The 13818-nt window shown below is 33.8% G+C and carries 11 protein-coding genes and 1 tRNA gene; 4 read left to right on the top strand and 8 right to left on the bottom strand.

The annotated features are described in order from the left end of the window. Positions 1 to 135: 135 nt before the first annotated feature. From AMD28_RS18505 to metK, 8 genes are all read right to left on the bottom strand, one after another. Positions 136 to 1311 carry an SH3 domain-containing protein gene (locus AMD28_RS18505; protein ID WP_152975568.1) on the bottom strand — a complete coding sequence of 392 codons (1176 nt, stop codon included), beginning with the start codon at positions 1309 to 1311 and terminating at the stop codon, positions 136 to 138. Positions 1312 to 1471: 160 nt separating this feature from the next. Continuing rightward, positions 1472 to 2065 (bottom strand): hypothetical protein, encoded by a 594-nt coding sequence (locus AMD28_RS08165; protein ID WP_055443659.1) that lies wholly within the window; start codon positions 2063 to 2065, stop codon positions 1472 to 1474. A gap of 10 nt (positions 2066 to 2075) precedes the next feature. After that, positions 2076 to 2465: a hypothetical protein gene (locus tag AMD28_RS08160; RefSeq protein ID WP_055443658.1), complete on the bottom strand. Its 390-nt coding sequence runs from the start codon at positions 2463 to 2465 to the stop codon at positions 2076 to 2078. A 339-nt stretch (positions 2466 to 2804) separates the two neighbouring features. Next, positions 2805 to 3239, bottom strand: coding sequence for a universal stress protein (locus AMD28_RS08155; protein WP_055443657.1), 435 nt, complete (start codon positions 3237 to 3239; stop codon positions 2805 to 2807). 138 nt (positions 3240 to 3377) lie between these two features. Further along, positions 3378 to 3785, bottom strand: a complete 408-nt coding sequence (locus AMD28_RS08150; RefSeq protein WP_055443656.1) for a nuclear transport factor 2 family protein — start codon at positions 3783 to 3785, stop codon at positions 3378 to 3380. A gap of 66 nt (positions 3786 to 3851) precedes the next feature. Continuing rightward, on the bottom strand, positions 3852 to 5384 hold the full coding sequence (locus AMD28_RS08145) for a M28 family peptidase (protein WP_055443655.1): 1533 nt from the start codon (positions 5382 to 5384) through the stop codon (positions 3852 to 3854). 539 nt (positions 5385 to 5923) lie between these two features. Beyond that, a tRNA-Tyr gene (locus tag AMD28_RS08140) sits at positions 5924 to 6005 on the bottom strand. Positions 6006 to 6216: 211 nt separating this feature from the next. After that, positions 6217 to 7473: a methionine adenosyltransferase gene (gene metK, locus AMD28_RS08135; protein ID WP_055443654.1), complete on the bottom strand. Its 1257-nt coding sequence runs from the start codon at positions 7471 to 7473 to the stop codon at positions 6217 to 6219. A 494-nt stretch (positions 7474 to 7967) separates the two neighbouring features. Here metK and AMD28_RS08130 point away from each other — a divergent pair, with 494 nt between their 5' ends. The 4 genes from AMD28_RS08130 (at position 7968) to ilvN (ending at position 13779) form a co-directional block, all read left to right on the top strand. Continuing rightward, positions 7968 to 9143: a pyridoxal-phosphate-dependent aminotransferase family protein gene (locus AMD28_RS08130; protein WP_055443653.1), complete on the top strand. Its 1176-nt coding sequence runs from the start codon at positions 7968 to 7970 to the stop codon at positions 9141 to 9143. A gap of 493 nt (positions 9144 to 9636) precedes the next feature. Next, positions 9637 to 11316, top strand: a complete 1680-nt coding sequence (ilvD, locus tag AMD28_RS08125; RefSeq protein ID WP_055443652.1) for a dihydroxy-acid dehydratase — start codon at positions 9637 to 9639, stop codon at positions 11314 to 11316. A gap of 87 nt (positions 11317 to 11403) precedes the next feature. After that, a complete protein-coding gene (ilvB, locus tag AMD28_RS08120; RefSeq protein ID WP_055443651.1) occupies positions 11404 to 13137 on the top strand; it encodes a biosynthetic-type acetolactate synthase large subunit in 1734 nt (577 codons plus the stop codon). 111 nt (positions 13138 to 13248) lie between these two features. Further along, positions 13249 to 13779: an acetolactate synthase small subunit gene (gene ilvN / locus AMD28_RS08115; protein ID WP_055443650.1), complete on the top strand. Its 531-nt coding sequence runs from the start codon at positions 13249 to 13251 to the stop codon at positions 13777 to 13779. Positions 13780 to 13818: the final 39 nt, after the last annotated feature.

Genomic DNA, 13818 nt, shown 5'->3' with positions numbered 1-13818 from the left:
CACGTGTTCATATATTAATACTTGCGTGGTTCGAGCAACTAATTTAGCAAATATAAACTGAATAGAAAATCCGCAAGGATTTTCGTAAGTATGCTAGAATTAGCCATTAATTATAAACGTTGTTGTGTGTAGTGCTTATTCTACTAATTTAGTTTTGACTATTTTCCATTTCCCATATTGATATTCCAAAATCAAAATTTGTTTCCATCTTCTAGAGGTATGTAGAGGGTCGCTGGCGTAATAATCTGCAAATACAACAGCTTGGTCATCATAAGCATTTTCAAGTCTAACTTCATAAATTGTAACGTAATCAATTCCGCCATATGCATCTGTTGAAGAAAACCAACTATATCCACCATTTTTATTCCAACTTGGGTTATTTGTTAATGAGAATGCACTATAAAATTCTTCTTTATCTAAATGTTTAAGGAAACTCTTTACAACTGAAGTTGGACCGTCAATTTGTTCTTTATTTTCTATTTTGTTATCAGAGATTAAACTGTTACTTAAAAATCCGATGTAAAATCCGTTATCAGCTTCTACAATTATTTTCGTCCAAGAACTATAAGTTGAATTATCAATAATCCTAATTTTATCATTTTGCTTTATTGTAGTCAAAACATTAGTAATTGTAGTCGGTCCTAATCGTAAATTTGCTTCTCTTGCGGATACAAACTTACTTGGTAGTATATATATTTTCGATACTTCTATATCAAATATTTCATTTACTTTCGCTTTAGATTCTGTTGAATTAGAATATTCTTTTTCGCCTTTTTTTAGGCTTCTCATTTTTGAGTTTTCGTTAATAGTAATAATATTTATATAGCCAATAGTTCCATTAGATATTACTTTATAAAACTCATCTTCATATTCTATGACTTTTACCCGACTTCCTTTCTCAATTGGACGAATTGCATCAAGTAGAGATGGTTCCCTCCATAGCTGACCGTAAGAACTTGTAGTTGTATAAATACTTGTAGAGTTATACGAGTTATTTGATGTGCTGGTAGAAGTTGAATTGTAAGTGGTTATAGGATAAGTTGTATTTGTATTTGAATATGAATTTGTTGTGTATGTTGAAGATGCATTGCCGTCAGGTGTAATATATCCTTTTTCTCCTGTATATGGATTGGTATTTCCACGTGTAGAGAAGTTATCTCTATTCGTTCTATTTGGTGCAGTTCGATAATGTGGTTGAACATAAGTTCCGTTACTTTTATAGTAACCACTTACATACACGTGATTGGAATTTGTTTGCGCAAATGAAAACAAGAAAACAAAGAAAAATATAATTGTAAATATCTGTTTCATAGTTAAATTGGTTTTTTGCATTATGCACAACGGTTACGTATAAGAATTGTGCGTTTTTGTGTGCGAGGATTTTCCGAAGGAAAATCAGAAGTAACAAAAGTGCACTGTTCTTTGTTTAAGTACTAATCTACGCATTATTTTTATGCGATGTTAGCACACGTTATTTTATTTGCTGATTTTCAGTTTCCGTATAAATATGTCGATTTCCTTTCATTACCTCTATTATTTGGTCAGCATTATTATATTCCGATAATTCATTTGTGTTCGAAACCAAAGATAAAATACGTTTAGAATAATCTATAAAATTACTTTGTAAATTAGCTTGAAGAGCCATAATCGAACCGTCAACTAATCGTTGTATCTGTTCTGTTTTTCCTTTCTCAACTACTTTTCCAATATTTGACTCTTGGTTAGATTTTGATAAAATAAAATGAACTGCATAACCACTTGGGTCAACACTTGCCATACTAAAGGCTGTTTCACAATTAAATCTGTTTTTTAAATTTGCTAATGATAAATCAGTCGGACGAATTACACGAAATTCAATTCCATTTTCGTATTTTCCTAAATATGAAATTGTAGAAAAATCTTCTTCTAACAATTTTAGTTCAGAATTTAGTAATTCAGTTCCGTTATTGGTAATTCTTAAATGTTTATTTGATATATCAACTTCGCAGTTCTCAAATCCTATTGCTTTTTCGCTTTCTGATGAGTTTCCTGTAATATTCTTTTGAAAGATTGTTGCTTTATACATATTAGTTAGATTAAATTACATTTCCTCCGTGTGAGCCAAATAATTCGTTATAATGATTATTTATTAAATCCTTTGAATTGTTGTTAGAAATAATATTGTCATAACGTTCCTTTATCATTCTTGAATGTTCAGAGTTGAAATTAGCTTTAAAATGCTTTTCTAATGCTATGTCCATTCCTTTAAAAAGTAAAGTCATTGATTCTGCTGGTAAACTGGTCATATTACTTCCTGTTTGTGCATTTAATTGTTTCACAGACAACAAGTTGTTTACAGCTAAACAATTTGATGCTTCGTTAATTACATCATTCATATTTATCGTTCCATCATTTCTTTGATGTCTTGCTGATAAATTACGTAATATTTCTTCTTCTATATTTTGAAATATTGCTTGTTCACTCATAGTTGGTTGTTTTAAAATTTAAGGATAAAGGTTAAAAATTTGGCTGAAAATAAATTACGGTTTTCCACAATCACTTAATTAAATTAGTAATCACGGATTTTTCTTTCTAATGTGTGCTAACTCGTTATATAGTAACATTTATCAGTCATAACCAGTAAATAAATCTGTTTATATTAGATTTACTTATTCTTAAAAAGTCGTTCTAAACAAACGTACCATTTACAAACACCAAAACAAATACGTACTTCTACGTATTTTTAAACTCAAAAAAGCACCTCTTAAAGAGAAAGCTTTTGTAATTTAGGATACGCGATGTATTATGCCGTATTCGTTTTCCCTTTATGCTAAAGGAACAATAAGTACTGGTATTTTAGATTTTTTTACAATTTGTCCAGAGACGCTTCCAACAAATGCTTTATAAAGAAAACTATGTTCCTGGTGGCCAGCTATAATTAAATCTATGTGTAATTTCTTAGCTTCTTCCATGATCATTTCTATGGTTGCTCCTTGTACCAGTAAACCATCGGCATCCACTCCTTTTTTCTTAAACATTTCTGCGTATGCTTCTAGTTGTTTGTGTTCTGTTCTCAATTCTGTGGCACGGTTATCTCGTATGTATTGTGGACCAACATCGTAACCTACAAAATCGGGATCCGGAGCAGCAATATGTATGAGCCATATTTTGGAGTCAAATTTTTCAGCCAATTGCAACGCTTTATCTATTAGTAATTGTTCATTGTCATGAAAGTCTACGGTAACTAAAATGTTTTTCATATCTCTAATTTTTATTACACACCTCTTTTTAATACATCTAGCATTAATGTATTTGTTGGACTTGAATTTTGTAAGAAATGGATAGCTAAAGTTATTGAATTTATTCTTTAATTACACATAAAACAATGCATTCCTAAACTATTCTTCAGCATCCGCCAACTTCTTTGTATCCACATATTGTTGAAAATGAATAATTTCTCCTTCGTCATTAAGTGTCCATAGATGCGCGGCTTGTGCATTATAGCTCTTTCCAGTTGCTTTTACTTTGGCATCATAGCGTAGTGTAGCTAATACCATGTTATTTTGCATGCCGTACACTTTTACATCTTGTAATCCAAAGTGATCGTGGTTGGCGCCAAGACGTGCAAAAACGCCTTCTAGAATAGCATCTGGACCAACATAAGGGTTTCCATCTGCAAGGGAGTTGCTTTCGGCTTCGTTCCATGCCATTTTAGGATGCATCAATCCGAGAACGGTGGGCATATCACCCGTTGCAAAAGCGTTATACAACGTGTCAATGACTTGTATGTTTTGTTTTGTCTTCATGATTTTTATTTTAATTAGATGTCTGTTTTTTTAATACCTAGTAGGACATGATTTTATAGCTGCGTATTACTTTTGCTTTCTAGGGATTTTTTCTTTCCTGTTATCTAAGACGTAAATGGTCCAGGCTAAAATCACCGCATTTTTCATAACATCATCTTCATGTACGTATTCTAAAAAGTCCAAATTGGTATGATGCGTAGCAGTATTGTAGGCCAAAGCGTCTTGTATAAATTGAAAAGAAGGGATATTGTAATGATCAAAGGTTTCGTGATCTGTAGAAAGTGTGTTGTCTATATGTATAGCACCTTCGCTTATATTAGAAATTGGTGCAAATATTTCTTCAAATACAGGTCTTGCCAATTCATTGTTTTGCAGATGAATCCCTCTTATTAATCCTGCGCCATTATCTAAATTTAAATAAGCAGATACTTTTGTAGATGCTGTGTTTGGTTTTTTACCTAAAGCACCAAAATGTTTTTTAGCATAGGCAGCCGATCCTAAAAATGCTTGCTCTTCTCCTCCCCAAAGACCAATCTTAATCGTTCTTTTGGGTGTGTATCCTATTTGCTTTAGAATGCGTAATGCTTCGATTAAAACAATACAGTTTGCGCCATTATCTGTTGCTCCTGTTGCTGCATGCCAAGAATCAAAATGTGCTCCTAGGAGGATGCTTTCCGACTTTAATTTCGCGTCATTACCAGTGATTTCACCAATGATGTTTACATTGTTTTCGGGTTCATTGTAAAATTCAGTTTGTAAATTAATACGTATGGTTGCTGGTGTGTTTAATTTTGCCATTCGGTATAACCTACCAAAATGTTCCGGCATAATAGTAAAATAAGGTAAAGGTTTTAGGTCACTATCCTTATAATAATAAATTTCTTCAGGGTGTAAAATACCTAAATATGTAGATTCTGTATTTAATATCGCTAAAGCTCCTTCTGTTTCTAAAAATCTAAGGAAGGGTTCGTTTATTTTATCTTCAATTTCCCATTTATCAAATAGTTCTGGTAATAGGGTTGTTTTTACTTTAGCAGTTACTTGCTGCTCTAATTGTTTTAATTTCTTATCGGAATATCGGAATTCAATGGTGTCTAATAGGGATTTCTTTTTTGGTTCTTTTCCTAAAAGGATTATTTTTCCCTTTAGTTTTCCGGACCATTCTTTTTGCACTTTAGTCATATCCGAAAAACGCTCTATGCTTATTATTTCACCGGAAACAATACCATTTGTGCTTTTAGACATTGCCAAAGGGTAGGCAGAAATATGCATGTAGTTTGGAGCAATCATTTCTACATTAAAAGATTGGATACTCCACCCGCGACAATTGGAACAGTAATTTTCAAAATGAACGTTTTCCAATCCTACTTTTTTCATTTCATCAGAAATCCAGTTGGCTGCTTTAAAATATTCTCTACTTCCGGTAAGTCTTTGTCCGTAAATGTCGGTAAGCGTACTTATCCTATGCATAGCTTCCGAATTTTTAAATCCTGCATTACGAATTTCAGATAAGATATTTTTGGCACTTGTTACTTGCGAATAACTGTTTATAGAAAGTCCTATAAAAAGGAATAAGGCAATACTCGTTTTTAGTTTCATAATTATAAGTTATTGAATTACTAGATTTTATATCCAGTGTTTTAAAAAAACCTTCTCTAAAATAGAGTCTTTTTTCATTGGTTCGCTAGTTCGTTTTTATCTTTTTAGCAACCTTTAAGTGGTATAAAGACCAGAAACTCCTGCTCCAAATATGGAATATGTTATGTTTTTTATAATACGTGGCTTTATAAAATGGAACATTTCAATGTTTAAAAATACAATAACTTCAAAAAGTATTTTAGCGTGTAAACACCTGATTTTTAATTAGTAAAAGTATTTTTTGTTCGTGATTAAAGGATAAGAGTAGGAAGGAATGTAGCTGTTTTTTAGAAACAAAAAAGCCTTCTTAAATTTAAGAAGGCTTTAGTATAAATGTGGGGAGAGTAGGATTAGATATCCTAACATGCCACTTCGTGAAAATAAAAAGGTACACTGCTAGCGCATTGCCTTTTTTGTTTTGATCCAAAGCTTAAAATGAATTTTGGCTTTTCCTAAAAACAAAAAAGTCTGCATTTACATGCAAACTTTTTGAGTTAAAGTGGGGAGAGTAGGATTCGAACCTACGAAGTTAAAAACAACAGAGTTACAGTCTGTCCTCGTTGGCCGCTTGAGTATCTCCCCGGGCGAGTGCAAATATATTTAAGTTTTACTGTTTTACAACTATATTTTTTGCTCTTTTTTTAAAATTTATGAATATTTTTTTTCGCCAAAAAGTAACGATTGCTATGTCTTTGTTATTTAATTGTTTACAAAACAAAGTGTCTGGGGTTTGGCAATAAAAAAACCGTTACTAAAAATAGTAACGGTTTTAAAAATGGTATGTTAGTAGTTATTACAACCCAAAGGCAGCTTTTACTTTATCTACGTAGTCTAATTTTTCCCAAGTAAACAATTCCACGTCTACCGTTAAATCATCTCCATTTGGTTGCGAAAAAGTTTTGGTTACCGTTTCACTAATTCTTCCCATATGTCCGTAAGCAGCTGTTTCGCTATAGATTGGGTTTCTTAATTTTAAACGAGTTTCAATAGCAGATGGACGCATGTCAAAAATTTCAGAAATCTTTTTAGCTATTTCACCGTCGGTCATATTAAACGGACAAGTTCCGTACGTATCTACAAAAATTCCCATTGGTTCTACAACACCAATAGCATAACTTACTTGTACTAAAACTTCGTCACAAATTCCTGCAGCAACTAGATTTTTAGCAATATGTCTTGTAGCATAGGCAGCACTTCTGTCTACTTTACTTGGATCTTTTCCTGAAAAAGCACCACCACCATGTGCACCTTTTCCTCCGTACGTATCTACAATAATTTTTCTTCCTGTAAGTCCGGTATCTCCATGAGGTCCACCAATTACAAACTTCCCTGTTGGGTTAATATGGTATTTGATATCGTCATTAAAAAGCGCTTGTAAATTCTCAGGTAATTTTGCAACCACTCTAGGGATTAATATATCTACAATATCTTTTCTAATTTTCGCTAACATCGTATCGTCATCGGCATCAAAATCATCATGCTGTGTAGAAACTACAATAGCGTCAATACGTTGTGGTACATTATCATCACTATATTCAATAGTTACCTGACTTTTAGAATCTGGTCTTAAATAGCTAATGTCTTTGTTTTCTCTTCGTAAAGCAGCAAGCTCAATTAAAATTTTATGCGAAAGGTCTAAAGCCAAAGGCATATAGTTTTCGGTTTCATTGGTTGCGTAACCAAACATCATTCCTTGATCTCCTGCTCCTTGCTCTTCTTTGCTAGCTCTATCTACACCACGACTAATGTCTTCCGATTGTTCGTGTATTGCAGAGAAAACACCGCAAGAATTTCCGTCAAACATATATTCGCTTTTCGTGTAACCAATCTTGTTGATGGTATCACGAGCAATTTTTTGTACGTCTAAATAGGTGTTCGATTTTACTTCACCAGCAAGTACAACTTGACCTGTAGTTACTAAGGTTTCACATGCAACTTTTGATTCGGAATCAAAGGCTAAAAAATGATCGATTAAAGCATCACTTATTTGGTCTGCTACTTTATCTGGATGTCCTTCTGATACACTTTCTGAAGTAAATAAATATGGCATAAATCCTAAATTTTTTAATTATAGTTTAATTACAAATTTGTTGGATTGCTTGGTCGCTAGAGAAGTGAATAACTTACTGCTTTAGCATTTTATTTCAAACTGGATTCGGAATCTTGTTCAAGAGACCTTAATTCGTTTGAAGAGGTTGCAATCAGACAAATTTTTCCTCTTAATTTTAATACCGCAAAAGTAGAAAAATAAAACGGAACGCATACCAATTTAACCTTTTTTAAAGATTTTTTAATTTATATTGTCTAGTGTACCAATCTATTACTCCATGTATCGGTGTATCTTGAAATGAAAATAGAAGCTTTTTTTATTGATTTTCGGGATTTGAACATCATGCGTGTTCGTGTTTAATTGATTGGTTGTCAATTGGTTGATTGTGTGTTGCTAGGTGTGAGTTTAGTCCTAAGTCAAGGAAGTGTAAAAATAAGAGCACACAATACACTAATTTAGGACATAGATTAAATAGATACCTAATTAAAAAAGAAATGAAAGGAAGAAAACTTTTAATGATTCCAGGACCAATAGAATTCGAACCAGAAGTTTTAAGGGCAATGAGTGCCGTTACAACAAGTCATGTAGCACCTAGTTTTATTCATAGTTTTGGTAATGCATTAGATCTAATGAAAAAGATTTGGTTGGCGCCAGCAGGACAGCCTTTTGTTGTCGCGGGAAGTGGCACGTTGGCTATGGATATGGCAGTTGCTAATTTAGTGGAAGCTGGTGATAATGCACTAGTGATTTCTACAGGTTATTTTGGTACACGTTATAAAGATATTTTAGAACGCTATCAAGTAAATGTGACTATTTTAGAGGCTCCTGTTGGAGAGGTTCCTAGTTTAGAAACCATAGAAAATGCATTAAAAAATAAAGCATATAAAGTGGTAACCATGACCCATGTAGATACGTCTACAGGAGTCTTGGTGCATTCTAAAGAAATTGCCGCTCTAGCAAAAAAGTATAACGCATTAAGTGTTTTAGATGGTGTTTGCTCTGTTGCTGGTGAAGAAATAAAACAAGAAGAATGGGGAATCGATGTGGTGTTAACAGCATCTCAAAAAGCAGTTGGTGTGCCGCCTGGATTGGCATTGTTGGTAGCTTCCGAAAAAGCAATCCAGACCTGGGAAGATAGAAAAACACTAGTATCCAATTATTATGCGGATTGGAAAAATTGGTTGCCAATTATGAAAGCATACCAAGAAAGAAAACCTTCTTATTTTGGTACACCGCCAGTAAATTTAATAATGGCTTTAGAAACTAGTTTGCGTATCATTAATGAAGAAGGCATTGCTACAAGAATCCAAAAACACAAACAATTAGCAGGTGCTTTTCGGGAAGCAATAGCAGCTATCGGATTAAAAATACTGCCGATAAAAAAAGAAGATGCAGCAAATACACTAACAGCAGTTTATTATCCAGAAGGCGTAGAGATGGCTTCGTTTTTAAAACATTTGTCAAAACTAGATGTTATTGTCGCTGGCGGATTGTTACCAGAAATAAAAACGAAATATTTTAGAGTAGGGCACATGGGAGCCGTTACTTCAAGCGATATGATTAGCACTTTAAGTGCTATAGAGTTTGCATTAGTAAAAAGTGGTTTTACATTCAAATCGGGAATTGGTTTAAGCACTTTTCAAAAGATATTAAATAGCTCATTAGAGTAACAAGCTAAAAAAATAAGGCAAGTAAATCCTATCTTTTTAAAATAAATGTTAAGATATTGAATAGGGTTTTATACATGTATACCATCCAATAAAAAAACAATTAGTAAATAGTATTTCCATTATTCGCATCGTGATTATTTCACGAGGCCACGGAATGCTATAAATAATGATACCTAAAAATATATTTTAAGCCTTCCATAATCGGAATGCTTTTTTTATGCATAAAAGACAAATGAAAATACGATGTAACATAAGATCCAAAAGCTTGGTGAAATATAATTTCTTTTAAATAAGAAAGCATAATCAAATACAGCACCTAATAATAAAAAATTCAACCATTTGAGTGTCATATTTAAATAAGCGCAAACACCTAGTAGTCAATAAATTAAGTATTAATTTTTACTATTGGATTTAGCTAGATAAAACGAATGCTATTATAAATAGTCAGCTAAAACTTTAATTTAGTTCTAGCAAATACAATTTGCATTACCATATGAGTCAATTAAACAAATACAGTAAAACAGTTACACAAGACCCAACACAACCAGCTGCACAAGCAATGTTGCACGCTATTGGGTTAACAAAAGAAGATTTTTTTAAACCTATTGTAGGTATCGCAAGTACTGGTTATGAGGGTAATCCTTGTAATATGCACTTAAATGATCTTGCAAAACTGGTTAAAAAAGGAACCAAAAACGAAGATGTTATAGGTCTAATTTTTAATACGATTGGTGTTAGTGATGGTATTTCTATGGGAACTCCAGGAATGCGTTACTCCTTACCATCTCGTGATATTATTGCAGATTCTATGGAAACCGTTGTGCAAGCAATGAGTTATGATGGTTTGATTACCGTTGTAGGTTGTGATAAAAACATGCCTGGTGCTTTAATGGCTATGATTCGTTTAGATCGTCCGTCTATATTAGTGTATGGAGGAACCATTGATTCTGGTTGCCATAACGGAAAAAAATTGGATGTCGTTTCTGCTTTTGAAGCTTGGGGAAGCAAAGTTGCTGGTACTATGGAAGAAGCCGAATACCAAAGTATTGTAGAAAAAGCATGTCCGGGAGCTGGAGCTTGTGGGGGAATGTATACTGCAAATACGATGGCTTCTGCTATTGAAGCTTTAGGAATGGCCTTGCCTTTTAATTCTTCAAACCCAGCATTAAGTGATGCTAAAAAAGAAGAGTCGGTAAAAGCGGGTGAAGCTTTACGATTGTTATTAGAAAAAGATATAAAACCTAGTGATATTATTACGCGTAAATCCTTAGAAAACGCAGTAAGACTAGTTACTATTTTAGGAGGTTCTACCAATGCCGTGTTACACTTTTTAGCCATTGCACGAGCAGCACAAATAGATTTTACGCTTAAAGATTTTCAAAAAATAAGTGATACTACGCCGTTTTTAGCAGATTTAAAACCTAGCGGAAAATATTTAATGGAAGACGTTCACGCGGTTGGCGGAATTCCTGCAGTATTAAAATACCTTCTGAAAAAAGGATTAATTCATGGCGACTGTTTAACTGTTACTGGAAGAACAATTGCCGAAAATTTATTAGATGTTCCAGATTTAAAGGAAGGTCAAGAAGTTATTAAGCCAATAGAAAACCCGATAAAAATTTCTGGACACTTACGTATGCTTTATGGAAACTTAGCAACCGAAGGTAGTGTAGCTAAAATTACTGGAAAAGAAGGTTTGAAATTTCAAGGAAAAGCAAAAGTGTTTGAAGGAGAATATGCAGCCAATGATGGAATAAGAGACGGATTAGTAGGTAAAGGAGATGTGGTCGTCATTCGTTATGAAGGACCAAAAGGAGGGCCAGGAATGCCAGAAATGCTAAAACCAACTGCTGCAATTATGGGAGCAGGTTTAGGTAAAGATGTAGCATTAATTACAGATGGTCGTTTCTCTGGAGGAACACACGGTTTTGTAGTTGGTCATATTACACCAGAAGCACAAGAAGGAGGAAATCTAGCACTTGTAAAAGATGGAGACATTATTACAATAGACGCAGAAACAAATTCTATAGTTCTAGAGGTTTCGGAAGAAGAATTACAAGAAAGAAGAAAAACATGGAAAGCACCAGCTTTAAAGTTTGAGCGTGGTGTTCTTTATAAATATGCCAAAACAGTTTCGTCTGCATCCAAAGGGTGTGTAACAGATGAGTTTTAGATAGAACACAATTGAAAACAAGATGTCACGCTGAGCTTGTCGAAGAGTCTCAGTATAGAAAAATATAATAATCCTAACAAGATTAATATGGATACAAAAACAATAAAAAAAGAAGCTATCAACACGCAAACAACAGAGCGCATCTCCGGAAGCGAAGCTGTGGTAAGATGTCTTTTAGAAGAAGGTGTAAAAGTGCTTTATGGCTATCCTGGCGGAGCTATTATGCCGGTTTATGATGAATTATATAAATTCCAAGATAAAATTCACCACGTATTAGCGCGCCACGAACAAGGAGCAACACACGCTGCACAAGGCTATGCAAGAATTTCAGGAGAAGTAGGAGTCGCAATTGCAACTTCAGGACCTGGAGCAACAAATTTAATTACAGGAATTGCAGATGCGCAAATAGATAGTACACCAATGGTTTGTATTACAGGTCAAGTATCTTCTCATTTGTTAGGTAGTGATGCGTTTCAAGAAACAGATATTGTTGGTATTTCAACGCCAGTTACCAAATGGAATTGCCAAGTAACCAAAGCTTCACAAATTCCGGAAGCGATGGCTAAGGCTTTTTATATTGCAAAAAGTGGTCGTCCAGGTCCTGTTTTAGTAGATATTACTAAAGATGCGCAGTTTGAAGAATTCGATTTTAAATATGAAAAATGTAAGGGGGTAAGAAGTTATAATCCGATTCCAAAATTAGATCCAACTTCGGTTGCAGCTGCGGCAAAATTGATTAATGCAGCTAAAAAACCAATGATAGTTTGGGGACAAGGTGTTTCTTTAGGTCAGGCAGAAGCGCAATTTAAAGCAGTAGTGGAAAAAGCGGGAATACCTTCAGCTTGGACTATTTTAGGCGCAGGAGCTATTCCAACGTCGCATCCTTTAAATATTGGTATGGTTGGTATGCATGGTAATTATGCGCCAAATGTTTTAACCAATGATTGTGATGTTTTAATTGCCATCGGTATGCGTTTTGACGATCGTGTAACAGGAAGTTTATCGACATATGCAAAACAGGCAAAAGTGATTCATTTTGAAATTGATCCAGCCGAAATAGATAAAAACGTAAAAACAGATGTAGCAGTTTTAGGGGATGCAAAAGAAAGTTTAGCAGCCTTATTACCGCTTTTAGAAGAGAAAACACATCCAGAATGGCATCAAAAATTCAAGGATTTATATGCTATTGAATATGAAAAAGTAATAAAAGACGATTTACATCCTACCAAGGAAGGATTAACCATGGCCGAGGTGTTAAAAGAAATTAATATCCAAACCAAAGGGGATGCTGCTATTGTTAGTGATGTTGGTCAGCACCAAATGATCGCTTGTCGTTATGCTAATTTCAACAAAACGAGAAGTAATATTACGTCTGGTGGATTAGGTACTATGGGCTTTGGTCTTCCTGCTGCAATTGGAGCAAAAATGGCAGCTCCAGATCGTGAAGTGATTTCAATTTCTGGGGATGGTGGTTACCAAATGACTATTCAAGAATTAGGAACCATTTTTCAGCAAAAAGTACCCGTTAAAATTGTAGTATTAAACAATGAGTTTTTAGGTATGGTTAGACAGTGGCAACAATTGTTTTTTGAAAAGCGATATGCGTCTACTGAAATGACAAACCCAGATTTTGTTGCTATTGCAAAAGGTTATTCTATAGAAGCTCAAAAAGTAACAAAACGCGAAGAGCTTAAGGATGCAGTAGCAAAAATGATAAACACAGACGGACCTTATTTTTTAGAGGTTTGTGTAGAGAAAGAAGGAAATGTATTTCCTATGATACCAACAGGAGCGTCCGTTTCCGAAGTAAGATTAGAGTAAATTAAAAGGAAAACAGAGCAAAGAAACAAGAATAAAGACAATGTGGATAAAATCACATATAATCGAGTACAGGTCTATTTTCTAGTGTCTTTTTTCTAATATCTATAAAGAATGAGTACAGAAAAACAATTATTTACAGTTTCCATTTATACGGAAAACAATATAGGATTGTTGAATAGAATTTCAGCAATATTCCAAAGAAGACATATAAATATAGAGAGTTTAAATACGTCTCCTTCAGAAATTGATGGCGTTTCTAGATTTACTATTGTAGTAAATATGTCTGAAGATAATATCAAAAAAATTATTGGTCAGATAGAAAAACAAGTCGAGGTTATTAAAGCATATTACCATACCGAAGACGACATTATTTATCAAGAGTCTTGCATCTTTAAAATGAGATCGGGTTTATTGTTTGATGAACGCCAAATTCAGAATATCATTAAAGAAAGCAACGCAAGAATTGTAACCGTAAATCGCGACTTCTTTGTGATTGAAAAATCAGGTCGTAAAGAAGAAATCGAATTATTACATAGAGAATTAAGTGTTTTTGGGATCATGCAATTTACGCGTTCAGGACGCATTGCAGTTACTAAAGACGAAATGAAAATATCAACAATGCTACAAGCATTCCAACATTAAAACTAAAAAGAAATTAGAGAGTAGACTAAAGAAAATAGA

The organism is Lacinutrix himadriensis (genome assembly GCF_001418105.1).
In the GTDB taxonomy this organism is placed as follows: domain Bacteria; phylum Bacteroidota; class Bacteroidia; order Flavobacteriales; family Flavobacteriaceae; genus Oceanihabitans; species Oceanihabitans himadriense.
This window is presented reverse-complemented; position numbering and strand designations above follow the sequence as displayed.

Excerpts from the sequence above, each read along its gene's own strand:
- ilvD (WP_055443652.1), top strand. The coding sequence starts at position 9,637 with ATGAGTCAATTAAACAAATACAGTAAAACAGTTACACAAGACCCAACA.
- AMD28_RS08165 (WP_055443659.1), bottom strand. The coding sequence starts at position 2,065 with ATGTATAAAGCAACAATCTTTCAAAAGAATATTACAGGAAACTCATCA.
- AMD28_RS08130 (WP_055443653.1), top strand. The coding sequence starts at position 7,968 with ATGAAAGGAAGAAAACTTTTAATGATTCCAGGACCAATAGAATTCGAA.
- AMD28_RS08160 (WP_055443658.1), bottom strand. The coding sequence starts at position 2,465 with ATGAGTGAACAAGCAATATTTCAAAATATAGAAGAAGAAATATTACGT.
- AMD28_RS08145 (WP_055443655.1), bottom strand. The coding sequence starts at position 5,384 with ATGAAACTAAAAACGAGTATTGCCTTATTCCTTTTTATAGGACTTTCT.
- ilvB (WP_055443651.1), top strand. The coding sequence starts at position 11,404 with ATGGATACAAAAACAATAAAAAAAGAAGCTATCAACACGCAAACAACA.
- metK (WP_055443654.1), bottom strand. The coding sequence starts at position 7,473 with ATGCCATATTTATTTACTTCAGAAAGTGTATCAGAAGGACATCCAGAT.
- AMD28_RS18505 (WP_152975568.1), bottom strand. The coding sequence starts at position 1,311 with ATGAAACAGATATTTACAATTATATTTTTCTTTGTTTTCTTGTTTTCA.
- ilvN (WP_055443650.1), top strand. The coding sequence starts at position 13,249 with ATGAGTACAGAAAAACAATTATTTACAGTTTCCATTTATACGGAAAAC.
- AMD28_RS08155 (WP_055443657.1), bottom strand. The coding sequence starts at position 3,239 with ATGAAAAACATTTTAGTTACCGTAGACTTTCATGACAATGAACAATTA.
- AMD28_RS08150 (WP_055443656.1), bottom strand. The coding sequence starts at position 3,785 with ATGAAGACAAAACAAAACATACAAGTCATTGACACGTTGTATAACGCT.